Origin of the sequence: Clavibacter phaseoli (assembly GCF_021922925.1) — a bacterium.
In the GTDB taxonomy this organism is placed as follows: Bacteria; Actinomycetota; Actinomycetes; order Actinomycetales; family Microbacteriaceae; genus Clavibacter; species Clavibacter phaseoli.
The window spans coordinates 2,313,335-2,337,040 of record NZ_CP040786.1; the positions used below are offsets into that span (position 1 = coordinate 2,313,335).

Sequence of the window (23,706 nt, forward strand, 5' to 3'; positions counted from 1 at the left end):
CGCCCGGCCCGCGCCGGCCCCCGCGCCTCCGCCGCGGCCCGGGTCCGCCGTGCCCGCGCGCGTCTCGTACACTCGCCGAGGGCCTCGCGCGGCCGCGGATCCGGCACCCGCCGGAACATCCGCCCGCCCGCGCGCGTTGCCCACGTGATCGCCTCGACGATCACCGTGCTCCGCCCAGGCGCGCACGGACGCCGCCCGAGCAGAGGAGCACGCATGCTGCGCACCATGATGACCGCGAAGATCCACCGCGCCACGGTGACGCACGCCGACCTGCACTACGTGGGCTCCGTCACGGTCGACCGCGACCTGCTCGACGCCGCCGACATCCTCGTGGGCGAGCGCGTCAGCATCGTCGACGTGACCAACGGCGCCCGGCTCGACACGTACACGATCGCGGGCGAGCGCGGCAGCGGCGTTCTCGGGATCAACGGCGCGGCCGCGCACCTCGTCGACGTCGGCGACGTGGTGATCCTCATCGCCTACGGGCAGATGACCACCGAGGAGGCCCGAACGCTCGAGCCCCGCGTGGTGCACGTGGATGCCGGCAACCGGATCCGCGCCGTGGACGCCGACCCCACCGCCCCGCCCGCGCCCGGCCTCGAGCGCTCCCCGCTGGCCGAGCCGGTCTGATCGGGCGGATCCGAGCGAGCCCGCCGAGAGACGCGCAACTGTACTGGGTCCCCCAAACGACGGACACAGGCGCGCTCCCCCAAAACGGGGTACATTCCGGCCCGCGGCGGGGGATCACCAGGATGCGCGGCTACCGTGGAGGCATCCGGTACGGCTCTTCGGGTGAGCGGTACCGCACCAGCCGGTTCGTCTGCGGGTAACAGACGTTCACGTGCGCAGATCGGCCCGGGCCTCGAAGGTCCGGGCCGATCTCATTCCCCCGGCGGATCCGCCGGTCGACGGTCTCCTGTCAGCGCCCCTCCGCGCGACGCCGTGCGTCGCGCTCGGCGTCGGCCGCGGCCGCCTCCTCGGGCGTCGGCGCGGTGCCGCCCCGGTGCCGCGGCTGCCACCACGCGCCGCGGCCGTCCACCGGGTAGGAGGACTGCAGGTCGTCGACCAGCCGCTGCAGCTCCTCGCGCAGGGCGTCGGTGACCTCGCGCGGATCCGCGTCGGGCGCGACGGGGATGCGCTCCCCCACGCGCAGGTGCACGGGCACGCCGACGCGGTCGCGCATCCGGATGCGGCGGTTCTTGGTGAGCAGCCGGTGCCCGCCCCACACGGCGACGGGCACGATCGGCACGCCCGCCTCGGCCGCCAGCCGCGCGGCGCCCGTCTTCAGCTCGCGCACGCGGAAGGACGCGCTCACGCCGGCCTCCGGGAAGACGCCGATGAGCTCGCCCGCGCGCAGGGCCGCGACGGCGTCCGCGTAGGCGGCGGCGCCCGCGGTCATGTCGACCTCGATGTGGCGCATGCGGCGCAGGACCCAGCCGACGCCGGGCTGGTCGAACGCGCCCTTCTTCGCCATGAAGCGGATCCGGCGGCGGTTGTGCAGCCACGTCGCCCACTCGACGAGGGCGAACTCGAGGTAGCCGAAATGGGTCATCGCGATGACCGCGCCGCCGGTGTCCGGGATGCGGTCGCGGCCCTCGGCGACGAGGCGGAGGCGGAGGGATCCGAAGAGCGCGCGGCCCAGGATCACGGCGGTCCCGTACACGGGCTCGCGGGTGCGGGGGCTCATGCCCCGACCCTACGGGGGCGCGCTCGGCGCCGGCCGGGAGCCGACCCTCCGCGGATCGGTCCCGGCTCGCGGCTCGCCGCCTCGCGGCGGGGCCGATCGGGTCAGCGCCGGCGGCGGGCGGGATCCAGCCAGTAGTTCGCGAAGCCCGTGTCGGCCGGGTTCACGTTGAGGCCGGGCGGCACGATCTCGTCGATGCGGTCGAGCGTCGCGGCGTCGAGCTCCAGGGTCGCCGCGTCGAGCTGCGACTCGAGCTGCTCCATGGTGCGCGGGCCGATGATCGCGCTGGACACCGCCGGGTGGCGCAGCACGAACGCCAGCGCGAGGTGCACGAGCGGCACGCCCAGCTCGTCGGCGAGGGCCCCCAGCGCGTCCGCGGCCTCGAACTTCGGGTCGGCCGGGTCGTAGCGCGACGGGTCGCGGTCGTTGCGGTGCGTCTTCGGGATGTCCTGGCCCTTGCGGTACTTGCCGGAGAGCCACCCGCCGGCGAGCGGGCTCCAGACGAGCGTGCCCATGCCGTGGCGTTGGGTGGTGGGGAGGAGGTCGGCCTCGATGCCGCGGGTGAGCATCGAGTACGGCGGCTGCTCGGTGACGAAGCGCGCCGTGCCGCGCTCGCGCGCGACCCACTGCGCCTCGACGACCTGGCTCGGCTGGAACGTGGACGAGCCGATGTAGCGCACCTTGCCCTGCGTGACGAGGTCGGTGAGGGCCCCGAGGGTCTCCTCGATGTCCGTGTGCTCGTCCGGCCGGTGCATCTGGTACAGGTCGATGTAGTCGGTGCCGAGGCGGCGCAGCGAGTCCTCGACGGCGCGCATGATCCAGCGGCGCGACCCTCCGCGGTAGTTGGCCTCGGGCTTCATGCCGTTGAAGAACTTGGTCGCGAGGACGAGGTCGTCGCGGCGGCCGGACTGCGCGATCGCCCTGCCGACGATCTCCTCCGACTCGCCGTAGGCGTAGATGTCGGCGGTGTCGATGAAGGTGATGCCCGCGTCGATGGCGCGGTGGATCACGCGGATGGACTTCTCGTGGTCGGTCTCGCCCCAGGCGCCGAACATCATGGTGCCGAGGCAGAGGCGCGAGACCTCCACGCCGGTGCGGCCGAGGTACGTGGTGGGCTGGTCGGTGGACTGCTCTGTCATGAGCGCCACGCTACGCGCTAGGCGGTGGGGCGGCCGCTCTCGGCGGCGGATGCCACGTCGGACTCGGCGGAGGCGCCGGGCTCGACGGTGGCCTGCGCCTCGTCGTCCATGGTCTCCAGCGTGATGTCGGCCTCGGGGGCCTCCTGGCCGTCGGCGTCGAGCGGCACGATGTAGTCGCCGAGGCGACGGCGGGCCGCCTCCTCGCGCTGCACGCGGATCCGCTCGAGCTTCTCCTCGCGCAGGCGCAGGCGCTCGGTGTCGACCTCGACGCGGCGCACGGTGACGCCGCGCGTGGGGCCGGCGGCCTTGGCCGGGGTGGTCTTGCGGCTGGGCTCGCGCTTGGCGGCCTCGCTCGCGGGCTTCCGCGACGGGGCGGTTCCCGACTTCGCGGCCGCGGAGGCCGGCTTGGTCGACACCGCGGGCGGCTTCCCCGAACCCGGGCAGCGCTCGTGGTTGCGACCGTGGTCGAGGATGTTGCCCGTGGCCATGCCGACGGGGTTCGCCTTGCCGCAGACCGAGCACTTCGTCGCGGGGGTTGCTGCCACGTTCGATACCACTTTCCATCGCCGCGCCGTCGCCGGACCGAGGATGCCGGTCGGCCGGACGGCGCCTCCCCACGGTACCCGACGCGGGAGGTGCGGGGATACCGGGGTCCCCGACCGGGCGGGTCAGGCGGCGACGCAGGTGGTGCGCATCCGCACGACGACGGCTCCGTCGGCCTCCTCGACCTCGAGGTCGACCGTGACCGACGCGAGCTCATCGAGGCCCGCCAGGTGCGTGCCGCCGCAGGGGATCCGCGCGGTGCCGCCGGGCAGCTCGCACACCCAGGAGCGACGCGAGGTGAGCAGGTCGCCCTCGCGCTCGATCCGCGCGGCGGCGCCCGAGGCGACCCACTCCGCGAGCGTGGCGTCGACCCGGGCGCGCACCTCGTCGAGGCGGTCGAGGAGCGTCGCGGGCACGAAGCCCTTCTTCCGCAGCGACTTCCCGAGGCGGTACGTGTCGACGGACGACCACGGTCCGATGCGCGAGGTGCCGATGGCGAGCGCGTCGAAGCCCGGGGCGCCGAGCGCGTCGCGGGGCACGTCCTTGGTCCATGCGTCGGCGAGCGCACGGTCGAGGGCGAGGGAGGCGAGGTGGCAGCCCGTGTGGCCGGCGCTCAGCGCCCGGCGGTGCTCGGGATCCACCGCGACCTCGACGGCGTCGCCCACGCGGACGTCGGCGTCGCCCGGCACCACGTGGACGGCGACGAACGACCAGCCCTCCGCGCCCTTCTTCACCGGGACGTCCGCGCCGACGTGGAGCGCGGCGTCCTCCGCGGGATCCGTCGACGCCGCGCCGACGACGCAGTCGAGCACCTCGATGCCGGCGCCGCGCACCCGGAGGACCGCGCGGTCGGCGGGCTGGTCGGGCCAGGCCGCGTCGACCGGGTGGCACGCGGTCGCGTCGAGCACGACGGCGCGCGTGCCGTCGGCGAGGTCGTCGACGCGGAGCGCCTCGCCCTCGGAGGCGACGGATCCCGCCGGGTAGGTCACGCGCGTGGGCGGCAGGGCGACGGCGCCCGCGGGGGTGGAGGTCATGGCGGCTCCCGGCTCGGTGTGACTCGATCCTCGCAGACCGGGTGCGGCGGGCCAGCCGCGTGGATCACGCGGCCGCCGTCCCGCGGGAGGGCGCGCGGCCGAGCAGGCGCCGCAGCGCCGCGCGCTCGAGAAGGGTCCACGCGGCGCTCGACAGCAGGTACAGGGCGGCGGCGAGCGGGGCGACGCCCGCGAAGACGACCGTGACGAACGGCAGCACCCGCATCATCGTGGCCATGCCGGCCATGCCGGGGAGCGCCGGGTCGACGGGCGCGGGCTGCCCCAGGAACCGGAGGTCCGCGCGACGGCGGACCTCGATCACCACGGCGAGCAGCCCGAGCACGACGACCGCGACGACGAGCGGTGCGACGCCCAGCCCCGCGGACGCGAGCGCGCTCGTGCCGAGCGGGATCCCGGCGAAGGAGGCGGCGAGCAGCGCGTTCGCCTCCCCGCCGATCCGCGCGTGCGCGAACAGGGCGTAGACGGCCGCGAGCACGGGCGCCTGCGCGAGCGTCGGCAGGTAGCCGGCGAGCGGCGACGCGCCCTCGCGGGCGTACAGCTCCTGCATCGCCCGCGACAGCTGCTCGGGCTTCCCTGCGTGGCGGCGACGGAGCTCGGCGAGCGCGGGCGCGATGCGGCGGCGCTGGATCTCGGCGCGCACCTGCGCCACGCCGACCGGCACGAGCAGGGCGCGCACCGCGAGGGTCAGGAGGATGACGGCCACGCCGGTCGCGGAGGCGCCGGCGAGGGGATGGATCAAGTCGGCGAGCCCGACGACGAGCTGGGACAGTCCGTCGAGCACGGCTCGGACGGGGGCGATCGATGTGGGGTCCACGGGGTTCCTTGCGACGAGAGCGGAGGGGATCCGTCTGGTCGTCGCATGCGGGCGCGCGCCGGATCCATGCCGCGGGATGGCGGCGGTGGACCCCTGCGGGCCGCGGTCAGGCGGCCGGGAGCGGCGCAGGCACGACGACCCGCATCCGGCGGCCCGGTGCCCGGGAGCGCTCGTGCCCGTCCGCGTCCGGGTCGCTCGCCGAGACGAGCACCGGGAGGTCGACGTCCTCGTCCGGGAAGGCCGGGGGCGCGACGGATCCGAGGAGCCCGCGGGCGGCGGCGATGCGCACGAGCGCGACCGCGGCGGCCACGGAGGCGGCGCCGAGGAGGGCCGCGAGGAGGATCGCCGGCGAGACGCCCGCACCGCCGAGCACGACGTCGCCCACCAGGGCGAGCACGCGGCCGAGTGCCTCCAGGACGATGGGCGTGCCCGACGGTAGCACTGGGCCCGCGGCGAGCACGAGGGCGGGCGCCCGCCCCCGCCGTCCACGACGGGACGCGCCGCCATGCGCGGCACTCCGAGGTACCGCGCACTGCGTGATACTGTGCGACGCATGAGAGAGGTCGACTGATGGACACCACGCAGCTGCTGAAGGGCGCGCTCGACACCGCGGTGCTCGCCGTCGTGCAGCACGACGACGGGTACGGCTACGACATCGTCCGGCGCCTGCGCGACGCCGGCCTCGGGGACGTCGGCGACGCCTCGGTCTACGGGACGCTCCGCCGCCTCTACGCGGCCGGCGCGCTCTCGAGCTACGTGGTGCCCTCCGAGGGCGGACCGCACCGGAAGTACTACGCGATCAACCCCGAGGGCCGCGAGCTGCTCGCCGGGCAGCGCGCCACCTGGGCGGCGTTCGCCACGGCCATGAGCGGGCTCCTCGGCGAGCCGGCCGGCGCGCCGACCCATCGCACCCGGAAGGCCGGAGGCACCGGCGAGGGGCCCGTGCCCGCATCCGTGAACGTCCGCACGATCGGAGAGAAGCCGTGAACACCGCAGATCCCACCCTCGACACCCGCATCCAGGCCTTCGCCGCCGCCGTGCGAGCCCGGCTCGCGGACCTGGATCCCGAGGACGTCGACGACCTCACGGGCGGCCTCGAGGCCGACCTGCAGGAGGAGGCCGCGGATCACGACGGCGCCCTCGAGCTCGGCGACCCGGTGCGCTACGCGGACGAGCTGCGCAGCTCCGCGGGGCTGCCGGACCGGGCGGTCGACACGGCCCCCGCCTCCCCGCTGCACCAACTGCGCGACGGCGCCCTCGCGCGGGCCGGGGAGCTGCACGCGCGGATCCGCGCCCACCGCGAGCTCTCCGCGATCCTCGACCTCGTCATCGTCTTCCGCCCGGTGTGGTGGCTGCTCCGGGCGTGGGCGGGGTACCAGATGCTCGCCATCGTCGTGCTGGGTTCGCTCCGCGTGCTGCCGACGGACCCGATCAGCTGGACGGCGCTGATCGTCCTGACCGTGATCAGCGTGCAGTGGGGCCTCGGGAGGTGGGCGCGATCGCGCCCGGCCCGTACCCTGCGCGCCGCCGTGAGCGCGGTCACCGCGGTGGTCCTCGTCGCCCTGATCCCGAGCACGCTCGACGAGCTCGCCGTGCGCGGGTACGACGACTCCGGGGCGGCGTACCCCACCTCGTACGAGCAGCCGGGCCTCTCGCTCGACGGCGAGCAGGTCACCAACCTCTTCGCGTACGACGCCGAGGGGAACCTCCTCGACCGCGTGCAGCTCTTCGACCAGGACGGCACGCCCGTCACGACCATCGGCTCCTACGGGACGGACGGCATGGCGACCGACCCGACCACGGGCGAGCCGGTCACCCCGTCCGACGGGGCCTGGAACGTCTTCCCGCTCCGGGGCGAGGACGCCGCCCTGGTGACCGGGATCATCGACGGGAGCGAGGCGGTCGTCCGCCCGCCGTTCGCGAAGGCCCTGCCGCTCGGCGCGGACCCCGACGCGACCCCGTCCGCCACGACCGGTCCGACGGATCCGCCGGCGACGGACGACGATACCGACGGGACGCCCGCCCCCGAGGCCACCGCCACCCCGGAGCCGACCCCGTGAGCGCCCTCCTCGACCACGGCCACGCCGCCCACGGGATCGGCACCCACTCGGAGCTCGCGCGGCTGACGGCGCGCGAGCGGGAGATCCTCGTGCTCGTCGCGCGCGGCCTGTCGAACGCGGAGATCGCCGGCCGGCTGTTCCTCGCGCCGACCACCGTGAAGACCCATGTCAGCCGCACGCTCGACAAGCTCGGCGTGCGCGACCGCCTGCACGCCACGATCTGGGCGTACGAGAACCGCGTCGTGGAGCCGCTCGCGACGACGCGCTGAGGGCGGGATCCGGGACGCCACCCCACAAACGCGAACGGCCCGCCAGTGGCGGGCCGTTCGGCATCCTGTCTCAACCAGAGATGCGCATCCGAGGGATGCTGTGCGCCCGGAGGGATTCGAACCCCCAACCTTCTGATCCGTAGTCAGATGCTCTATCCGTTGAGCTACGGGCGCAGTCGTGCGGCGATGATCTCCGCGAGCGGCGATCAGGCCGGGAGACAGACTACATGCTGCGGGGCCGCCCCGCGAATCCGTGCCGCCGACGCCCCGCCGCGCCGCTCCCGCTGTCCCCCGGAGCCCGCCCGCCGATCGCCCCGACCCCCGCTCATTAGGCTGGATCGACCCGAACCGCGAGGAGCGACCCTTGGCATCCTGGACCGATCACGTCGTCTGGTGGCACGTCTACCCGCTCGGCTTCACGGGCGCGCCGCAGACCCGCGACGACCTCGCCGGGCCCGACGGCGGATCCCCCGCGCACGCCGACGCGCCGCCCGCCCACCGCCTCGACCGCCTCCGCGCGTGGCTCCCGTACCTCGTCGACCTCGGCGCCAACGGCCTGCTGCTCGGCCCGGTCTTCGACTCGGAGACCCACGGCTACGACACGCGCGACCACCTCGCGGTGGATCCGCGGCTCGGCGACGACGCCGACCTCGACGCCCTCCTCGCCGACGCCTCCGCGCGCGGCGTGCGCGTGCTCCTCGACGGCGTCTTCAACCACGTGGGCCGCAGCCACCCGCGCTTCGCGCAGGCGCTCGCCGACGGCCCCGGATCCGAGGCTGCCTCCTGGTTCCGCTGGGACGACGCCGGCGAGCCGGTCGGCTTCGAGGGGCACGGCGCGCTCGTCACGCTCGACCACGACTCCGAGGCCGTGCGCGCGCACGTCGTCGAGGTGATGATCCACTGGCTCGACCGCGGCATCTCGGGCTGGCGGCTCGACGCGGCCTACGCCGTGCCCGCGTCGTTCTGGGCGGCGGTGCTGCCGCGCGTCCGCGAGCGGCACCCCGACGCGTGGTTCGTCGGCGAGATGATCCACGGCGACTACGCGGACTACGCCGCCGACTCGACCATCGACTCCATCACCGCCTACGAGCTGTGGAAGTCCATCCGCAACTCCATCGCCGAGGGCAACCTGTTCGAGCTCGACTGGACCCTCACGCGACACGGCGAGCTGCTGCCGTCGTTCACGCCGCAGACCTTCGTCGGCAACCACGACGTGACGCGCATCGCCTCGGCGGTGGATCCGCGTCACCTCGGCCACGCGATCGCCCTGCTCCTCCTGCTGCCCGGCATCCCGTCGATCTACGCGGGCGACGAGCGCGGCCTCACCGGCGTCAAGGAGGACCGCGCGGGCGGCGACGACGCCGTGCGCCCCGCGTACCCGGCCTCGCCCGACGAGCTCCACGACGACGAGCACGCCACCCGGGTCCGCCGCCTGCACCAGGAGCTCGTCGGCCTCCGTCGGCGGCACGCCTGGCTGGTCGACGCCCGGATGGAGACGTCGGGCCTCACCAACACCGGGCTCACCGTCACGCTGCGGCCGTCGGGGACGGGTGCGGCCGGCGGCGTCGCGCCCGGGTCACCTGACGCCCTGCGGCTCGTGCTCAACCTCGCGGACGAGCCCCTGTCCGTCGCCGGTCCGACGGGCGACGTCGAGGCGGGCGACCTCGCGGGCGACGGACGCGTCCCCGCGCACTCCTGGGCGGTGCTGGCCGGCGCCTAGGCACCGGGACGGGAGCGCCGCGGCGACGGGACGCGCCTCAGATCGCGCGGTGCGGCCAGCCGTAGACCTCGGCGAGGAGCGCGGCACGGGCGGCGTGCGCCGCGGCCTCCTCCCGGGCCTCCCCGTCCGGATCCTCGTCCGCGGGCGCGAAGTGCCCGTCCGCGATCTCCGGCTCGTCGTCGTCGAACGGCCGGTGCGTGAGCGGCCACTCGACGACGGTGAGCGGGGGCCACACCGAGGGATCCGTGACGTCCGTCTCCCGCTCCCCCGGTTCGCCATCCGCGTCCGCGTCGCGCGCCTCGGAGCCGAGGAGCTGCTCGTCGGACGCGTCCGCCTCCACCGCGCGCAGCCCCTCCCCGTCGCCGTACGGCGCGAAGAGGAACTGCGAGAAGTGGCGGGTCACGGCGTCAGGCTAGTCGGCCGCGGCTCCCAGGAACGGGCGTCGAGCGGGGTTGTGGAAGGCTGCCCACTACCTGTCGGCGGACGACGCCCGCTCAGTCCCCGGAGCGCCCCGGCTGCCCCAGCGGCACAGCCTCGGGCCGTCCGACGGTGCTGCGGATCTCGCCCGTCGAGGCGGGGTCGAGGATCGCGTCCATGACCTCGAGCACGTGGAACGCGAGCTCCCCGGACGCGCGGTGCGGGACGCCGCGGCGGATCGCGTCGGCCATCTCCGCGAGGCCGCAGCCGCGGCCCGCGTCGACGAAGCCGGCGCTCGGCTCGACGTCCGCCCACTCGCGGTCGGCGGACGTGGCGACCTGCACGGCCCCGGAGAAGTGGTTCGGGTCCGGCACCGAGAGCGTGCCGGCCGTGCCGTACACCTCGATGTTCGGGATCCGCGTGGCCCAGACGTCGAAGCTCATCGTGACGGTGGAGACCGCGCCCGACTCGTGCGTGAGGACGGCGCTCACGTGCGTGTCGACGGTGACGGGGATCTCGCGCGACTCGGGGTCGGAGGCGGCGGAGCGCACGCGGTCGGAACGCAGCGACGCGCCCTGCACGCGCGTGATCGGGCCGAGCAGCGTCACGAGCGCCGTGAGGTAGTACGGCCCCATGTCGAACATCGGGCCGGCACCCGGCTGGTAGTAGAACGCCGGTGCGGGGTGCCAGAGCTCATGGCCGGGAGCGCCCCAGAAGGCGTTCGCGGCGACGGGCTCGCCGATCGTGCCGGCGTCGAGCACCTGGCGCGCGGTCTGGATCCCGGTGCCGAGCACGGTGTCCGGCGCGGATCCGACGCGCAGCCCCTTCTCCTCGGCCAGCCGCAGGATCGGCTCGGCCTCGGCGGGGCTCAGCGCGAGCGGCTTCTCGCCGTACACGTGCTTGCCGGCCTCGAGCACGCGGAGGTCGACCTCGGCGTGCGCGGCCGGGATCGTGAGGTTCAGGACGGTGTCGATGCGCGGGTCGGCGATGAGGTCGTCGACGCTCAGCGCGTCCACGCCCTGCGCCTCGGCGACCGTGCGCGCGCGGTCGAGGTCGAGGTCGGCGACCGCCACGAGCCGCACGCCCGGCAGGGTCTCGAACGCGGCGAAGTACTGCTCGCTGATCTTCCCGACGCCGATGATCCCGAGGGTCATGGCGTCGTCGTCGTGCTTCAGCGTGCTGCCCACAGGAGGCCCCTCTCGATGATGGTGCGGACGTTCGGGTCCTCGACGACCTCGATGCGGTGGCCGGGGGCGGAGACGAAGATGCGGCCCTCGCCCCACTGGCGGGTCCAGATGGCGGGCGCGGTGACCGGCCGGTGCCACGGATCCCACGGCCGCACGGTCTGCGTCGTGGTCGCGAGCACGTCGTTGTACTCGTCGCTCAGCACCCAGTACTGCTCGGTCACGAGGTCGAAGTCGGCGATCCCCTGCGTGATCTCGTGGGTGCGCCCGAGCTCGGTCATCTCGACCGTGTACGGGATGTAGTTGTCGGACTGCTCGCCCGTGCGCTCGGCCGGGTCCTTGCCCGCGTGGTGGGCGAACTGGCCGCCGATCATGTGCAGGTAGTCGGCCGTGTTGCGGTACGAGTCGGCGATGCCGCCGTGCCAGCCGGCCATGCCGGTGCCCGCGACGACGGCGGCGTACAGGCCGGCCATCTCCTCGGGCTCGATGGTCGTCATGGTGTTGGCCTGCATGATGAGGTCGGTCGCGGCCATGACGTCGGCGTCGGCGTAGACGGCCGAGCCCTCCTCGACACGCACCTCGAAGCCGTTCTCCTCGAGGAACGGGATGAACAGGCCCGTCGTCTCCACGGGCATGTGGCCATCCCAGCCCCCGCGGACGATGAGGGCCTTCCGGGCGGCGGTCACGAGCGCGCCGTCCGGGTCGGGCGACCGCGATGCGGACGGGCGGGCGTGCGGGGGATCTGCGACACGGGCGACTCCTTCGTCGGGCGCGGCCGGTCGGCTGCCGGGCGCCCCTCGAACGCTACGCACCCGCGGTCGGGCGGGGCAAGGAGGGCGCGGGCGATCGGAAACCTTTCACTCGGGCGACGACACCGCGTCCGCCGGAGCCGACGCGGGCGCCGCCGTGCTGCCGCGCACCACCAGCGCCGTCGCGAGGTCGAGCCGGGTGGGCTCGTCGCTCCGGCCCTCGCGGATCCGGAGCACCATGCGCGCCGCGGCCTCCGCCATCTCGCGCACGGGCTGCCGGACGGTGCTCAGCGCGGGCGAGACGATGCGGGCGAACGGGAGGTCGTCGTAGCCGAGGACGGAGAGGTCGTCGGGGATCCGGATGCCCCGCTCGCGCGCCGCCTCGTAGAGCCCCACCGCCTGCTCGTCGTTGCCCGCGAAGATCGCGGTCGGGCGCTCCGCGGCGTCGAGCAGCTCGCCGCCCGCGCGGAACCCGGCGGCACGGCCGAAGTCGCCCTCGACCTCGACGAGCGACACCGCGGGCCCGGCGGCCTCGAGCGCGCTGCGGAACCCGGACATGCGGGCGCGCGAGTAGAGGCGGTGCGGCGGTCCGCTGATCGCGCCGATGCGCGTGTGCCCGAGCCCCAGCAGGTGCTCCCCCGCGGCGTGGCCGCCCTCCCAGTTGGTGGATCCGACGGCCGGCACGTCCGCGGCGGGCGACCCCGCGGGATCCACCACCACGAAGGGGATGCCGCGGCTCCGCAGCTGCCGCTTCTGCGCGGGCGCGAGGTCGGAGAACACGAGCACGAGGCCCATCGGCCGGCGCTGCATGACGCCCGCCATCCAGTCGCCGTCGAGCTCCTGGTCTCGTTCGTGCTCCGTGACGATGACGCTCAGCCCGTGCTCCCGCGCGACCGCCGACACCCCGCGCAGCAGGTCGACCGAGAAGCCCGTGTCGAGGACCTCGAGCACGATCTCGACGAGCGCTCCGTGCGGGCGCTCGGCCCCGCGGCGGCTGTATCCGTGCAGCTCCATGAGCTCCTCGACGCGCGCCCGGGTCGCGGGCGAGATGCCATTCCGGCCGTTGAGGACCTTGCTGACCGTGCCGATCGACACGTTGGCCTCGCGCGCGATGAGGCCGAGGGTGGTGCCGGCGCCGTGCTCGGGGTCGGGCGCCCGTGCTGCGTCGGGAAACGTGTCGCTCATGATCGCGATGCTAGGCCGACGCGGGCGCGACGACCGGGTCGGCCGTCCGACGGGGCGGCTCGGGACGCGGATCACGAGGGAGACCGTCGGATGCGACGGCGAGGGGAGGCTCCACGAGGCGGGATGGCGGAGACGGTGGGATTTGAACCCACGGTACCCATACGGGTACTCCACCTTAGCAGGGTGGTGCACTAGGCCGAACTATGCGACGTCTCCAGACGTACCCGTCCACTGTACCGGACGCGGCGGCCTCCTCGACATCCCCGCCCACGGGTCGCCGGGCCCGAACGGGGGGTGCGGCGCGGTTGTCCCCCATTCGACGGACACGTAGTGTCTCTCTCGACGCGTGTGCCGGACCCGACCGGCTTACCCCCCGCGTGTCGATGTGTCAGCCCAGAGATGTCCCGCTCGCCCACGTGGCCGCGGCCCCGGATCCCCCGAACCGGCGCCGCTCACCCTCACGCACGCGACGACGTCGCGAGCCCCCCGGGGGCGAGAACGTGGATTCTCGTCCGGCGGAGGATTCGGGTCGAAAGCTGAACGAGATAGACGGGTCCTCGCTGCATAGGGTGTGCGGCGGGGCCCCGTCGCCCTCACCGCCCGCGGACCCGGAGCGTCACCCGAACGCCTTGGAGCACGTGACCGTGCCGGCGTCCGTGCCCGTGATCGCCTCGGGCAGCACCGTGGGCGCAGACGTGGCCGGCTGGGATCCGCCGCTCGCCGCTGGCGCGCTCGCCGACGGCGTCGGGGTGGATGCCGCGGGCTGCTCCGCGACCGCGCCGAGGCCGGTGTTGCCGGCCTTGACCTCGAACGGGGCGTCCGTCTTCAGCAGCTGCATGAGCTGGTCGCCGTCCGTCTTCAGCGGCTGGACCTTGCCGGAGTAGACGCCCGTGCCCGCGGTCGTGCCGGGGTACTGCAGGAAGCGCACCTGGTCGAGCGGGATGTCCTTGAGGGCCAGCGCCATGGACGCCATGGTCTGGTAGTCGAGCGAGGTCGAGCGCTGCATGTTGTCCACCGCCGCCTTGGCGAGGCCGTAGACGCGCGTGGGATCCGAGAGCGTGCTCGACTGCTTCATCGTGCGCACGAGCGCCGAGAGGAAGACCTGCTGGTTGCTGATGCGGGCCAGGTCGCTGCCGTCGCCGACCGCGTGGCGCGTGCGGAGGAACTGCAGCGCGTCCTTGCCCTGCAGGATGTTCTCGCCCGCCGGGAGGTCGAGGTCCGTCCGCTTGTCCTTGAGCGGGCTCGCGAGGCAGACGGGCACGCCGCCGACCGCGTTGGACATCTCGATGACGCCGTCGAACTCGATGAGCGCCGCGTAGGGGATGTCGAGCCCGGTGAACTGGGCGACGGTCTTGGCCACGCACGGCAGGCCGCCGTCGGAGAGCGCCGTGTTGAGCGGCGCGGCGGAGACGGCGGGCGCGGTGCCGGATCCGTCGCTGCGCGCGCAGGCGGGGATGGGCACGACCATGTCGCGCGGCAGGCTCACGACCGTGGCCTGCGAGTGGTCGGCGGAGACGTGCAGCACCATGTTGACGTCGTTGAGCGCGCCGTCGGTCTTGCCGTAGCCGTCTCCCTGGCCCTGGCGCGTGTCGGATCCCGCGAGGAGCACGTTGAAGCCGCCGTCGAGCGCGCCGACGCCGACCGTGGTCTGCTCCGTGCCGTCGCTGATGTCGACGGTGTTCGCCTGGACGGACCTGTTCAGATCCCAGGCGGCGATGGTGACGACGGAGAGGCCGCTGACCGCCAGCACGGCGAGCGCCATGGCGGTGCCCTTCAGCAGGGCGCGGCCCGCCGTGGACCGCCGCAGCCGGCCGTGCCGGGCGATGACGGGGACCTTCGCGGTGCGCCGGGGGCGCAGGGGCGCGTCGCTCATGCGGATCCTCTCCGGGCGGAGGGCGTGGGATTCGAACCCACGAGACATCTCTGCCCACCAGTTTTCAAGACTGGCTCCATCGGCCGCTCGGACAGCCCTCCCGATGCGCGCGCTCCCGCGGGCGGGCGACGTGCGATCGATGAGGAGCCTACCGGTGGCCGGTCGGCCCGCGGTGGTGCGGCCGGGTGGCCGCGCGGGATGCGCCACTCTCGCACGCGGAGGATCAGAGGCGGCTGAACTCTCCCCAGCTGGGGAATCGACCGCCGACGGGCGTCAGAGCCGGGCGAGGACCGCGGCCGCGCCGTTCTCGGTGATGGGACCCGTGACCTCGGTGGCGACCGCGATGACCTCGGCGGGCGCCTGGCCCATGGCGATCCCGCGGCCGTGCGCGCCGGCCCACTCCAGCATCTCGATGTCGTTGCGCCCGTCGCCCATGGCGATCACGTGCGTGCGGGCGATCCCGTGCAGTTCGCGCACGCGCTCCATCGCGGTGGCCTTGTTGACGCCGTCGGGCGCGATGTCGAGCCACGCCGTCCAGCCGATGGAGTAGCTCACGCGGTGCAGGCCCATGCGCTCGACGACGTCCTGGAAGTCCTCCATGTCGTGGCCGGGCGAGATGACGACCACGCGCGTCGCGGGCACGTGCAGCAGCTCCTCGAACTCGGCGTGGCGGCCGTTGGCCTCGAGCGCGCCGTCGGGGAAGTCGCCGCCGGAGTAGAGGTACACGCCCTCGGCGTCCTCGACGGCGTAGCGGCCGCTCGCGAGGTGCGGGCGGATCCGCTGCAGCACGTCCGAGGGATCGAACGTCTCGACGAAGCGGCGGCTGTACCCGGTGGGGACGTCCGCGTCGCGCTCGAGCACGATCGCGCCGTTCGAGCAGACCATGTACTCCGGGTGGATGCCCAGGCGGTCGACGATCGGCAGGGTGTCGGCGACCGAGCGGCCGGTGGAGGGCATGACCACGTGGCCGACCTCCTCCATCCGCCGCACCTCGCGGATGACCGACTCGTCGAGCGAGCCGTCCTCCCCGAGCAGGGTGCCGTCGATGTCGAGGGCGATGAGGAGGCGGTCGGCGTCGGGCACCCGCGGGGTCATCGGGCGGCCTTCGCCGTGGCGGGCTCCAGCGTCTCGAGGCCGCCGAGGTAGGGGCGCAGCGCCTCGGGCACGCGCACCGAGCCGTCGGCCTGCTGGTGGGTCTCGAGGATCGCGACGATCCAGCGCGTGGTCGCGAGCGTGCCGTTGAGCGTGGCGACGGGCGAGGTGCGGCCGTCCTCGCCACGGAAGCGCGTGCCGAGGCGACGGGCCTGGAACGTGGTGCAGTTCGAGGTCGAGGTGAGCTCGCGGTAGGCGTCCTGCGTGGGGACCCACGCCTCCACGTCGTACTTGCGGGCGGCGCTGGACCCGAGGTCGCCGGCGGCCGTGTCGATGACGCGGTACGAGAGGCCGAGGTCCTGCATCATGCGCTCCTGCATGGCGAGGAGGCGGTCGTGCTCCGCCTCGGCATCGGCCGGGTCGACGTAGGAGAACATCTCGAGCTTCTGGAACTGGTGCACGCGGATGATGCCGCGGGTGTCCTTGCCGTAGGAGCCCGCCTCCTTGCGGTAGCACGTCGACCAGCCGGCGTACCGGATCGGCCCGTCGGCCAGGTCGAGGATCTCGTCGGCGTGGTACCCGGCGAGCGCCACCTCGCTCGTGCCCGTCAGGTAGAGGTCGTCGTCGTCCAGGTGGTAGACCTCGTCGGCGTGGGCGCCGAGGAACCCGGTGCCGGCCATGATCTCGGGCTTCACCAGCGTGGGCGTGATGAGCGGCACGAGGCCGGCCTCGAGCGCGCGGGCGAGGCCGAAGTTCATCAGCGCGATCTCGAGCCGGGCGCCGATGCCCTTGAGGTAGTGGAAGCGGGCGCCGGAGACCTTGGCGCCGCGGCCCATGTCGATCGCGTCGAGGATCTCGCCGATCTCCAGGTGGTCGCGCGGGGCGAAGTCGAAGGACGGCTTCTCGCCGACCTCGCGCACGAGCGCCCAGTCGTCCTCGCCGCCGGCGGGCACGCCGTCGATGACGATGTTCGGGATCCGCCGCATGGCCTCGTCGAGCGCCGACTCGGCCTCCTGCGCGCGCTCCTGCGCAGCGGTGACGCGGGCCTTGAGCTCCTGCACCTCGGCGATGAGGCGCGGCTTGTCGGCCTTGTCGGCCTTCGCGACGAGCTTGCCGTGCGCGTTCTGCTCGGCGCGGAGGCCCTCGAACTCGGTGATCGCCTGCCGACGCGCGGAGTCGGCCCGGACCGCCTGGTCCACCACCTCCACGGACGCGCCGCGCAGCTCCTGCGAGGCGATGACGAGGTCGGGATGGTCGCGGAGGGTCTGCGGATCGATCACCCCGTCACTCTAACGAAGGGCGTCGGGCGCGTCCGGGCCGCGGACGGCGACGGCGACGCGTCAGGCGCCCGCGCCGGGCTCGGCCGACACGATGCCCCGCAGCCAGTCGCGCGCCTCGAGGAAGACGTCGTCCTCGTACCGGGCGCGGTAGGTGCTGGGCGTGCCGTCGGCGCGCGGGTACGAGCCGAGGAAGGTGACCCGCGGGCTGAAGCGGCGGATCCCGAGCAGCGCGTCGGCCACGCGCTCGTCGTGCACGTGGCCCTCGGCGTCGATGACGAAGCGATAGCGCCCGAGCTCGTCGCCGATCGGCCGCGACTGGATGAGCGTGAGGTTCACCCCGCGGGTCGCGAACTGCTCGAGGAGGTCGAGCAGGGATCCGGCCCGGTCGTCGGGCAGCTCCACGATGAGGCTGGTCTTGTCGGCGCCGGTGCGCGCGGGCAGCGCGGTGGCCCGGCCGACGAGGACGAAGCGCGTGACGGCGTTCGGGTTGTCGCCGATGCCCCGCACCGCGGCCTCGAGCGGCTGGCTCTCCGTGATCTGCGGCGGCGCGATGGCCGCGTCCGCGATGCCGCCGTCCAAGAGGGACAGTGCCGCGGCGACGTTCGACGACGCCGGCACGTGGCCGTGCGTCGGCAGCTCGCGCTCGAGGAAGCGGCGGCACTGGCCGTAGGCCACCGGATGCGCGGCGATCGTCCGCACGTCGGTGAGCGCCGTGCCCGGCCGCACCACGAGGTCGAAGGCGACGGGCACGAGGTGCTCGCTGAGGATCCGGAGGCCGGGGATGTTGGCGAGCGCGTCCTGCGTGGCCGTCACGCCGCCCTCGATCGAGTTCTCGATGGCGATCATGGCGGCGACCGAGGTGCCGGACACGACGTCGGCGAGCGCCTCCGACGCGTTGTTGACCGCGCGCCAGGTGCGCCCGCGGGCCGCGTCCACCTGCTTGAGCGCGGCCTCCGTGAAGGTGCCGGACGGGCCGAGGTAGCTGTAGGTCTCGTCGGGTCGCGGGGTCTCGGCCATGCCTGCACCCTAGATGGGAATCGGCGGGGGCCGGTGCCAGGATGGATCCATGCATGACCGCGCAGGCACCGCCGCCCTCCCGTCCGACCTCATCGACATCGACGAGCTGATCCGGGCGTACCACGACCTCCACCCCGACGTGGAGGACCCGGAGCAGAAGGTGGCGTTCGGCACGAGCGGCCACCGCGGCAGCTCGCTGAAGACCGCGTTCAACGAGGACCACATCCTCGCCATCACGCAGGCGATCGTGGAGTACCGGGCCGAGCAGGGCATCACCGGCCCCCTCTTCATCGGCCGCGACACCCACGGGCTCTCGAAGCCCGCCGAGGACACCGCGCTCGAGGTGCTCGTCGCCAACGGCGTGCGCGTGCTCGTCGACTCCCGCGACTCCTGGTGCCCCACCCCCGCCCTCTCGCACGCGATCCTCCGCTGGAACCGCGACGAGCAGCACGGCGACGACGACGTGGCCGACGGCATCGTCGTCACCCCCAGCCACAACCCGCCCGCCGACGGCGGCTTCAAGTACAACCCGCCGCACGGCGGCCCGGCCGACTCCGACGCCACCGGCTGGATCGCCGCGCGCGCCAACGCGATCATCGCGGGCGGCCTCGTCGACGTGAGGCGCGTGCCCCTCGAGGAGGCGCGCGGGCGGGTCGAGGGCTACGACTTCCTCGGCCACTACGTGGACGACCTCGGCTCCATCATCGACATGGACGCGATCAAGAGGGCGGGCGTGCGCATCGGCGCGGACCCGCTCGGCGGCGCGTCCGTCGAGTACTGGGCGGCGATCGGCGAGCGCTACGGCCTCGACCTCGAGGTCGTGAACCCCGAGGTGGATCCCGCCTGGTCGTTCATGACGCTCGACTGGGACGGGAAGATCCGCATGGACCCGTCCTCCTCCTCGGCGATGGCGAGCGTGCTCGCGCGCAAGGACGACTTCGACATCCTCACGGGCAACGACGCCGACGCCGACCGCCACGGCATCGTCACCCCGGACGCCGGGCTCATGAACCCGAACCACTACCTCGCCGTCGCGATCGACTACCTCTACGCGCACCGCCCCGACTGGCGCGAGGACGCGGCGATCGGCAAGACGCTGGTCTCCTCCAGCGTGATCGACCGGGTCGCCGAGTCGCTCGGCCGCCGCCTCTGGGAGGTGCCGGTCGGCTTCAAGTGGTTCGTGCCCGGCCTCATCGACGGATCCGTGGGCTTCGGCGGCGAGGAGTCCGCGGGCGCGAGCTTCCTGCGCATGGACGGCACGGTCTGGACCACGGACAAGGACGGGATCCTGCTGGCGCTGCTCGCGTCGGAGATCCTCGCGGTCACGGGCAAGACGCCGAGCGTCCTCTACCGCGAGCTCACCGAGCGCTTCGGCGACCCGGTCTACGAGCGCGTGGACGCGGCCGCCACCAAGGCGCAGAAGGCCACGCTCGGCAAGCTCGACGGCGACGCCATCGCGGCCACCGAGGTGGCGGGCGACCCGATCACCGCCAAGCTCAGCACCGCGCCCGGCAACGGCGCGGCCGTCGGCGGCGTCAAGGTCGTCACCGAGAACGCGTGGTTCGCCGCGCGCCCGAGCGGCACCGAGGACGTCTACAAGATCTACGCCGAGTCGTTCGTGGGGCTCGACCACCTGCATGCGGTGCAGGCGGAGGCCAAGCGGATCGTCGACGCGGCGCTCGACGCGTAGCGGGTTCCGCTCCCCGCTCCCCGCGGATGCGGCGTCGCGCTGGGCCCGTTCGCATCCGCGGTGCATAGGCTCGTGCCATGCGCCATTCCGGGGATGTGGACGCGTTCGTCTGGGACGAGCCGTCGATGCACCCCGCCGACGGTCCCGCGAGCGCCGCGCCCGTCGCCGACCCGGACGTGCGCCTTCCCGACGGCCTCGCGCGCCGTCGGATCGTGGCGCTCACCGCGCTCCTCGCGGTCGTCATCGCCGGCATGGTCGTCACGCACTCCGACGGCCGCGGCCTGTGGCCGGACGTGTTCTACGCGGCCGCGATCCACCTGGCGCTCATCGCCGTGATGCCGCGGGTCGACACGGTCGTGCACGGCGCGGCCGTGCTGGTGTGGTGCACCGGGATCGAGCTGCTGCAGATCACCGGGTGGCCCGCGATCTGGGCCCTGCACGTGCCGCTGTGCCGCCTGCTGATCGGCACCGGCTTCGACCCCGTCGACCTCGCGGCCTACGCGGCCGGCGTGCTGCTCGTGCTCCTCGTCGACCGGCTGCTGCGGGTCGGCCGGGGCGTCGGCGGGATGGGCTAGGCGACGCTCCAGAAGTGGACCTCGGCGCCCGGGTGCTCCGTGGTGATGGTCGCGTCGAGGTCGCGGTAGTCGTTGTCGAGGTTGTGGCCGACCATCTTGACGACGTTGCCGCCGTCCTTCGGCTCGATGGCGGAGACGATCTGCGTGTGGTCGGGCGAGGAGTTGCGGTTCCAGTCGAAGATGACGATGTCGCCGACCTTCAGCTTGTCCCGATCGGCCAGCTCGAGGCGCGTCACGCCGAGCGTGGACGCGTTCGCCGCGAGCCACTTGTCGAACGTGGGCACGTGGATCCACGCGTAGGTCCAGTCGGATCCGCCGCCGCGGTTGTGCCACTCCGTCGTCATCTCCCAGCCGCGCTGGATGAGGCTCTGGCTCACGAAGTTGACGCAGTCGCCGCCGGACGGGTTGAAGTTCCCGTACTCCTCGAGGTTGTAGGCGTCCCAGTGCGCGAGCGCGTACTGGAGCTGCTTGTCGACGGGCGTCTGGGCGGCGTACGCGGCGGTCGCGGCGGTGAGGGGCGCGTCGCCGGCCATGACTTCGATGTCGGCGGAGCGGTCCTCGTAGTCCGTGGAGCGGGGCGCCACGACCGTGACGGATCCGTCGCCCGCGACCTGGAGGTCGGTGCCCGCGGTGCCCGCGAACATGACGGCGGTGGCGCCGGAGAGGCCGGCGCCCGTGAGGGTGACGGTCTCGCCGCCGGAGACCGAGAGGGTCGCGGGCTCGACCGCGGAGACGGCGGGCGAGGATCCGGACGCGGCGGGCTGTCCGTCGGCGCCGCCGCCGAGGGTCGCGCGCGGCGCGGGCTCCTGGCGGGTGCACGCGGCGAGGACGGCGGTCACGGGGACCGCGAGCGCGGCGGCGAGGATGCTGCGGCGGCGGATGTCGGCGATCACGTGCTGCTCCGGGAGGTAGAGGGGACCCGGGTCCCGGGCTCGTCCAGGGTAACCCGGCCCCCTGCGGATCGACTCCGCGCGACACCGCGCATAGTGTGGCGGGATGAGCGTCGACGTGACCCACGACCCCGACGGCTCGCGCTACACGCTGTGGCTCGACGGCGAGCGCGCGGGCTTCGCGGACTACCTGATCCAGGGCGATCGCATCGTCTTCACCCACACGGAGGTCGACCCCGCGAAGCGGCGCGGCGGCCTCGGCGGCGAGCTCGTGCGGGCCGCGCTCGACGACGTGTGCGGCGGGACGCGCACGGTCGTCGCCGCGTGCCCGTTCGTCGCGGAGTGGATCGACGAGCACCCCGACTACCGGGAGCTGCTCGAGCGCGGCTGAGCGGGATCGCTCGCGAGGCGCACGCATGCGCCTCGCGAGTCCGCTCCCCCCGACGGGTCTCCCCGTCGCCCGCGGTCGCGAGCGGAGCCCCGCGAGGAGGTTCGATCGGACCGCCGTCGCCGCTCGGCCCCGCGGGGCCGGAAGGACGACGAGGTGACTCTAGGCGCGCGGATCCGAGAGGGAGCTGTCGGGATCGCCGGACGGACAGGCCCGACACGGAGCGGACATCGCCGCTTCGCCAGGCGGACAGCCCCTCGTTCAGGGGACGCGCGTGAGCCACTCCGGCGTCGAGAACTTGTCGTCCACCAGCTGCCGGGTCTTCGCCCACTCCTCGGCCGTGACCTGACCGGGCTTCCCGCCGTAGAGGCCCGTGAAGGTCTCCTTCATCCGGTCGATGATGTCCGCGCGGCTCATGCCGGTCTGGCTGCGGAGCGGGTCCACGCGCTTGGCGGCGCTCGTGATGCCCTTGTCGCTGATCTTCTCGCGGCCGATGCGCAGCACCTGCACCATCTTCTCGCCGTCCATGTCGTAGCTCATGGTCACGTGGTGCAGCACGGCGCCGGCACCCAGCCGCTTTTGGGCGGCGCCGCCGATCTTGCCGCTGGGGCTCGTGATGTCGTTGAGCGGCTGGTACGACGCGTCGATGCCGAGCGAGCGGAGCGCGGTGATCACCCACTCGTCGAGGTAGGCGTAGGAGTCCGCGAAGGTCATGCCCTGCACGAGGTCGACGGGGGCGTAGATCGAGTACGTGATGACGGCGCCCGCCTCCATGTACATGGCGCCGCCGCCGGAGACGCGGCGCACGACGTCGAAGCCGTGGGCGGCGGCCTGCTCGGCGTCGACCTCGTTGCGGAGCGACTGGAAGCTGCCGATGACGACGGCCGGCTGGTCCCACTCCCAGATGCGGAGCGTGGGGTTCCGGCGGCCGGCGCCGACCTCCTCGGCGAGCACCTGGTCCAGGGCCATCTGCTCGACGGGCCGGTAGGCGCGGTCGTGGATGACCTCCCACTCGTAGTCGCCCCAGTTCGTGGCGCGCGCGAGCGAGCGGCGGATCGCGACGGCGACGGCCTCGGGCGAGAAGCCGAGGAGCACGGCCTGCGGCGGGAGCGCGCGGCGGATGGCGGCGGCGATCGCGTTCGCGTCGCTGTCCTCCGGGAGGCCGTTGACGGCGCCGTCGATCGCCTCGAGCGCGTCGTCGGGCTCCAGGAAGAAGTCGCCCGCGAGGCGGAAGCCGGAGATGCGGCCGTCGGTCACGTCCAGGTCGACCACGACGAGCTTGCCGCCGGGGACCTTGTACTCACCATGCATCCGCCCAGCCTAGGCCGCGGGACGGGCCGCGGACGGTCCGCGGATCCCCGTCGCGCGGCCGATGTGGGACGGTGGGGCATGCGCATCACCTGGGCGGTCGTCCGCCTCCTCACCGCCGCCGCCGTGCTGGTCGCGGTCGTCAGCCAGTACGTCGTGAGCTCCTCCTACTGGCGGAGCATCGGCGTGGAGGGGATCTGGGGCAAGACGCTCGACTTCCTCCTCTACTTCACGATCGAGTCGAACCTGCTCGCGGCCGTGGTCATGGGGCTCGGGGCCGTGCGGCTGCTGCGACGCGCGCCCGCGCCGGGACGCGGCTGGACCACGCTCCGACTGGCCGCGACCACGTACATGGTCACCACCGGGATCGTCTACAACCTGCTGCTGCGCGGGCTGCCGACCATCCCCGGCGGCAGCCTCCCCTGGTCGAACGAGGTGCTGCACGTGGCCGTGCCCCTGCTCGTGCTGCTCGACTGGCTGCTCGCGCCCGACCGCCGGGCGCTCGGCTACGGCGCCGTCGGCCGCGTCGTGGTCTTCCCGCTGGCGTGGGTCGCGGTCACGCTCGCGCGCGGGCCGTTCACGGGCAACGAGGTCACGGGCGCGGCGACCTACTACCCGTACCCCTTCCTGGATCCCGCGACGGGCGGCGGCGGGTACGGGACGGTCGCCGTCTGGGTCGTCGTCATCGCCGCGCTGATCTGCGGGCTGACGCTGCTCCTGACGTGGGCCGGACGCCGCGCGTCCCGCCCCGTGGAGGCCTGACCGGGCTCTCCCCGG

The 23,706-nt window shown here is 73.7% G+C and carries 25 protein-coding genes and 3 tRNA genes; 9 read left to right on the top strand and 19 right to left on the bottom strand.

Features of this window, described 5'->3' with window-relative positions; all coding sequences use genetic code 11:
* Window positions 1-213: 213 nt before the first annotated feature.
* Window positions 214-630 carry an aspartate 1-decarboxylase gene (gene panD / locus FGI33_RS10775; RefSeq protein WP_119435734.1) on the top strand — a complete coding sequence of 139 codons (417 nt, stop codon included), beginning with the start codon at window positions 214-216 and terminating at the stop codon, window positions 628-630.
* A gap of 289 nt (window positions 631-919) precedes the next feature.
* Here the strand turns inward: panD and FGI33_RS10780 are convergent, their stop codons facing one another.
* From FGI33_RS10780 to FGI33_RS10805, 6 genes are all read right to left on the bottom strand, one after another.
* Window positions 920-1,687, bottom strand: a complete 768-nt coding sequence (locus tag FGI33_RS10780; protein WP_237581862.1) for a lysophospholipid acyltransferase family protein — start codon at window positions 1,685-1,687, stop codon at window positions 920-922.
* 101 nt (window positions 1,688-1,788) lie between these two features.
* A complete protein-coding gene (locus tag FGI33_RS10785; protein ID WP_119435460.1) occupies window positions 1,789-2,823 on the bottom strand; it encodes an aldo/keto reductase in 1,035 nt (344 codons plus the stop codon).
* Between the two features lie 17 nt (window positions 2,824-2,840).
* A complete protein-coding gene (locus FGI33_RS10790; RefSeq protein WP_237581864.1) occupies window positions 2,841-3,368 on the bottom strand; it encodes a hydophilic protein in 528 nt (175 codons plus the stop codon).
* A gap of 123 nt (window positions 3,369-3,491) precedes the next feature.
* Entirely contained in the window at window positions 3,492-4,400 is a 909-nt protein-coding gene (locus tag FGI33_RS10795; protein WP_237581866.1) for an alanyl-tRNA editing protein, read from the bottom strand.
* 64 nt (window positions 4,401-4,464) lie between these two features.
* Window positions 4,465-5,232 carry a YidC/Oxa1 family membrane protein insertase gene (locus FGI33_RS10800; protein ID WP_119434928.1) on the bottom strand — a complete coding sequence of 256 codons (768 nt, stop codon included), beginning with the start codon at window positions 5,230-5,232 and terminating at the stop codon, window positions 4,465-4,467.
* Window positions 5,233-5,338: 106 nt separating this feature from the next.
* On the bottom strand, window positions 5,339-5,629 hold the full coding sequence (locus FGI33_RS10805; protein ID WP_237581867.1) for a DUF6412 domain-containing protein: 291 nt from the start codon (window positions 5,627-5,629) through the stop codon (window positions 5,339-5,341).
* Window positions 5,630-5,802: 173 nt separating this feature from the next.
* Between FGI33_RS10805 and FGI33_RS10810 the strand changes: the two genes are divergently transcribed.
* The 3 genes from FGI33_RS10810 to FGI33_RS10820 are packed head-to-tail and all read left to right on the top strand — an operon-like array spanning window position 5,803 to window position 7,561.
* Window positions 5,803-6,219, top strand: coding sequence for a PadR family transcriptional regulator (locus FGI33_RS10810; protein WP_119434927.1), 417 nt, complete (start codon window positions 5,803-5,805; stop codon window positions 6,217-6,219).
* Window positions 6,216-7,292, top strand: a complete 1,077-nt coding sequence (locus tag FGI33_RS10815; protein WP_119434926.1) for a hypothetical protein — start codon at window positions 6,216-6,218, stop codon at window positions 7,290-7,292. The genes FGI33_RS10810 and FGI33_RS10815 overlap by 4 nt, the downstream gene beginning before the upstream one ends.
* Window positions 7,289-7,561 carry a response regulator transcription factor gene (locus FGI33_RS10820; RefSeq protein WP_119434925.1) on the top strand — a complete coding sequence of 91 codons (273 nt, stop codon included), beginning with the start codon at window positions 7,289-7,291 and terminating at the stop codon, window positions 7,559-7,561. The genes FGI33_RS10815 and FGI33_RS10820 overlap by 4 nt, the downstream gene beginning before the upstream one ends.
* A gap of 101 nt (window positions 7,562-7,662) precedes the next feature.
* On the opposite strand, the gene FGI33_RS10825 is transcribed toward FGI33_RS10820, so the two are convergent.
* Window positions 7,663-7,735 (bottom strand) — tRNA-Arg (locus FGI33_RS10825).
* 190 nt (window positions 7,736-7,925) lie between these two features.
* Here FGI33_RS10825 and FGI33_RS10830 point away from each other — a divergent pair.
* Complete coding sequence (locus FGI33_RS10830) at window positions 7,926-9,281, top strand: alpha-amylase family protein (protein WP_119434924.1); 1,356 nt, start codon at window positions 7,926-7,928, stop codon at window positions 9,279-9,281.
* Window positions 9,282-9,318: 37 nt separating this feature from the next.
* Here FGI33_RS10830 and FGI33_RS10835 read toward each other — a convergent pair whose 3' ends face one another.
* The 10 genes from FGI33_RS10835 to pheA form a co-directional block, all read right to left on the bottom strand.
* A complete protein-coding gene (locus FGI33_RS10835) occupies window positions 9,319-9,684 on the bottom strand; it encodes a hypothetical protein (RefSeq protein ID WP_119433937.1) in 366 nt (121 codons plus the stop codon).
* 91 nt (window positions 9,685-9,775) lie between these two features.
* Window positions 9,776-10,852 carry a Gfo/Idh/MocA family protein gene (locus FGI33_RS10840; RefSeq protein ID WP_119433951.1) on the bottom strand — a complete coding sequence of 359 codons (1,077 nt, stop codon included), beginning with the start codon at window positions 10,850-10,852 and terminating at the stop codon, window positions 9,776-9,778.
* Window positions 10,853-10,869: 17 nt separating this feature from the next.
* The gene (locus FGI33_RS10845) at window positions 10,870-11,517 is read right to left on the bottom strand and encodes a ThuA domain-containing protein (RefSeq protein WP_390613068.1); all 648 of its coding nucleotides are present in this window, start codon (window positions 11,515-11,517) and stop codon (window positions 10,870-10,872) included.
* A 222-nt stretch (window positions 11,518-11,739) separates the two neighbouring features.
* On the bottom strand, window positions 11,740-12,816 hold the full coding sequence (locus FGI33_RS10850; protein ID WP_119433939.1) for a LacI family DNA-binding transcriptional regulator: 1,077 nt from the start codon (window positions 12,814-12,816) through the stop codon (window positions 11,740-11,742).
* 124 nt (window positions 12,817-12,940) lie between these two features.
* Window positions 12,941-13,032: transfer RNA gene (locus FGI33_RS10855), tRNA-Ser, on the bottom strand.
* Between the two features lie 400 nt (window positions 13,033-13,432).
* Complete coding sequence (locus FGI33_RS10860) at window positions 13,433-14,689, bottom strand: LCP family protein (RefSeq protein ID WP_119433940.1); 1,257 nt, start codon at window positions 14,687-14,689, stop codon at window positions 13,433-13,435.
* Window positions 14,690-14,705: 16 nt separating this feature from the next.
* Window positions 14,706-14,790, bottom strand: a tRNA-Ser gene (locus tag FGI33_RS10865).
* 172 nt (window positions 14,791-14,962) lie between these two features.
* Window positions 14,963-15,784, bottom strand: coding sequence for an HAD family hydrolase (locus tag FGI33_RS10870; protein WP_119433941.1), 822 nt, complete (start codon window positions 15,782-15,784; stop codon window positions 14,963-14,965).
* Window positions 15,781-17,061 carry a serine--tRNA ligase gene (gene serS / locus FGI33_RS10875; protein ID WP_119433942.1) on the bottom strand — a complete coding sequence of 427 codons (1,281 nt, stop codon included), beginning with the start codon at window positions 17,059-17,061 and terminating at the stop codon, window positions 15,781-15,783. Before serS ends, FGI33_RS10870 begins: the two co-directional genes overlap by 4 nt.
* 60 nt (window positions 17,062-17,121) lie before the next feature.
* Window positions 17,122-18,078, bottom strand: coding sequence for a prephenate dehydratase (gene pheA / locus FGI33_RS10880; protein WP_119433943.1), 957 nt, complete (start codon window positions 18,076-18,078; stop codon window positions 17,122-17,124).
* 49 nt (window positions 18,079-18,127) lie between these two features.
* On the opposite strand from pheA, the gene pgm reads away from it, so the two are divergent.
* Both pgm and FGI33_RS10890 read left to right on the top strand, forming a co-directional pair.
* Window positions 18,128-19,768: a phosphoglucomutase (alpha-D-glucose-1,6-bisphosphate-dependent) gene (gene pgm / locus FGI33_RS10885; RefSeq protein ID WP_119433944.1), complete on the top strand. Its 1,641-nt coding sequence runs from the start codon at window positions 18,128-18,130 to the stop codon at window positions 19,766-19,768.
* 77 nt (window positions 19,769-19,845) lie between these two features.
* Window positions 19,846-20,343 carry a ribosomal maturation YjgA family protein gene (locus FGI33_RS10890; RefSeq protein WP_119433945.1) on the top strand — a complete coding sequence of 166 codons (498 nt, stop codon included), beginning with the start codon at window positions 19,846-19,848 and terminating at the stop codon, window positions 20,341-20,343.
* Here the strand turns inward: FGI33_RS10890 and FGI33_RS10895 are convergent.
* Entirely contained in the window at window positions 20,340-21,236 is an 897-nt protein-coding gene (locus FGI33_RS10895; protein WP_119433946.1) for an amidase domain-containing protein, read from the bottom strand. The genes FGI33_RS10890 and FGI33_RS10895 overlap by 4 nt on opposite strands.
* Window positions 21,237-21,339: 103 nt before the next feature.
* On the opposite strand from FGI33_RS10895, the gene FGI33_RS10900 reads away from it, so the two are divergent.
* A complete protein-coding gene (locus FGI33_RS10900) occupies window positions 21,340-21,624 on the top strand; it encodes a GNAT family N-acetyltransferase (protein ID WP_119433947.1) in 285 nt (94 codons plus the stop codon).
* Between the two features lie 258 nt (window positions 21,625-21,882).
* Here FGI33_RS10900 and FGI33_RS10905 read toward each other — a convergent pair whose 3' ends face one another.
* Entirely contained in the window at window positions 21,883-22,932 is a 1,050-nt protein-coding gene (locus FGI33_RS10905) for a lipoate-protein ligase LplAB (RefSeq protein WP_119433948.1), read from the bottom strand.
* A 78-nt stretch (window positions 22,933-23,010) separates the two neighbouring features.
* Here FGI33_RS10905 and FGI33_RS10910 point away from each other — a divergent pair, with 78 nt between their 5' ends.
* Window positions 23,011-23,691 carry a Pr6Pr family membrane protein gene (locus FGI33_RS10910; RefSeq protein ID WP_119433949.1) on the top strand — a complete coding sequence of 227 codons (681 nt, stop codon included), beginning with the start codon at window positions 23,011-23,013 and terminating at the stop codon, window positions 23,689-23,691.
* Window positions 23,692-23,706 lie beyond the last annotated feature (15 nt).

What these genes read in the sequence shown, in the direction of transcription:
- FGI33_RS10910 (WP_119433949.1), top strand. Translation starts at nt 23,011, where the DNA reads ATGCGCATCACCTGGGCGGTCGTCCGCCTCCTCACCGCCGCCGCCGTG.
- pgm (WP_119433944.1), top strand. Translation starts at nt 18,128, where the DNA reads ATGCATGACCGCGCAGGCACCGCCGCCCTCCCGTCCGACCTCATCGAC.
- FGI33_RS10905 (WP_119433948.1), bottom strand. Translation starts at nt 22,932, where the DNA reads ATGCATGGTGAGTACAAGGTCCCCGGCGGCAAGCTCGTCGTGGTCGAC.
- panD (WP_119435734.1), top strand. Translation starts at nt 214, where the DNA reads ATGCTGCGCACCATGATGACCGCGAAGATCCACCGCGCCACGGTGACG.
- pheA (WP_119433943.1), bottom strand. Translation starts at nt 18,078, where the DNA reads ATGGCCGAGACCCCGCGACCCGACGAGACCTACAGCTACCTCGGCCCG.
- FGI33_RS10845 (WP_390613068.1), bottom strand. Translation starts at nt 11,517, where the DNA reads ATGCCCGTGGAGACGACGGGCCTGTTCATCCCGTTCCTCGAGGAGAAC.
- FGI33_RS10850 (WP_119433939.1), bottom strand. Translation starts at nt 12,816, where the DNA reads ATGAGCGACACGTTTCCCGACGCAGCACGGGCGCCCGACCCCGAGCAC.
- FGI33_RS10840 (WP_119433951.1), bottom strand. Translation starts at nt 10,852, where the DNA reads ATGACCCTCGGGATCATCGGCGTCGGGAAGATCAGCGAGCAGTACTTC.
- FGI33_RS10785 (WP_119435460.1), bottom strand. Translation starts at nt 2,823, where the DNA reads ATGACAGAGCAGTCCACCGACCAGCCCACCACGTACCTCGGCCGCACC.
- FGI33_RS10900 (WP_119433947.1), top strand. Translation starts at nt 21,340, where the DNA reads ATGAGCGTCGACGTGACCCACGACCCCGACGGCTCGCGCTACACGCTG.
- FGI33_RS10795 (WP_237581866.1), bottom strand. Translation starts at nt 4,400, where the DNA reads ATGACCTCCACCCCCGCGGGCGCCGTCGCCCTGCCGCCCACGCGCGTG.
- FGI33_RS10810 (WP_119434927.1), top strand. Translation starts at nt 5,803, where the DNA reads ATGGACACCACGCAGCTGCTGAAGGGCGCGCTCGACACCGCGGTGCTC.
- FGI33_RS10890 (WP_119433945.1), top strand. Translation starts at nt 19,846, where the DNA reads ATGCGCCATTCCGGGGATGTGGACGCGTTCGTCTGGGACGAGCCGTCG.
- FGI33_RS10780 (WP_237581862.1), bottom strand. Translation starts at nt 1,687, where the DNA reads ATGAGCCCCCGCACCCGCGAGCCCGTGTACGGGACCGCCGTGATCCTG.
- FGI33_RS10860 (WP_119433940.1), bottom strand. Translation starts at nt 14,689, where the DNA reads ATGAGCGACGCGCCCCTGCGCCCCCGGCGCACCGCGAAGGTCCCCGTC.
- FGI33_RS10870 (WP_119433941.1), bottom strand. Translation starts at nt 15,784, where the DNA reads ATGACCCCGCGGGTGCCCGACGCCGACCGCCTCCTCATCGCCCTCGAC.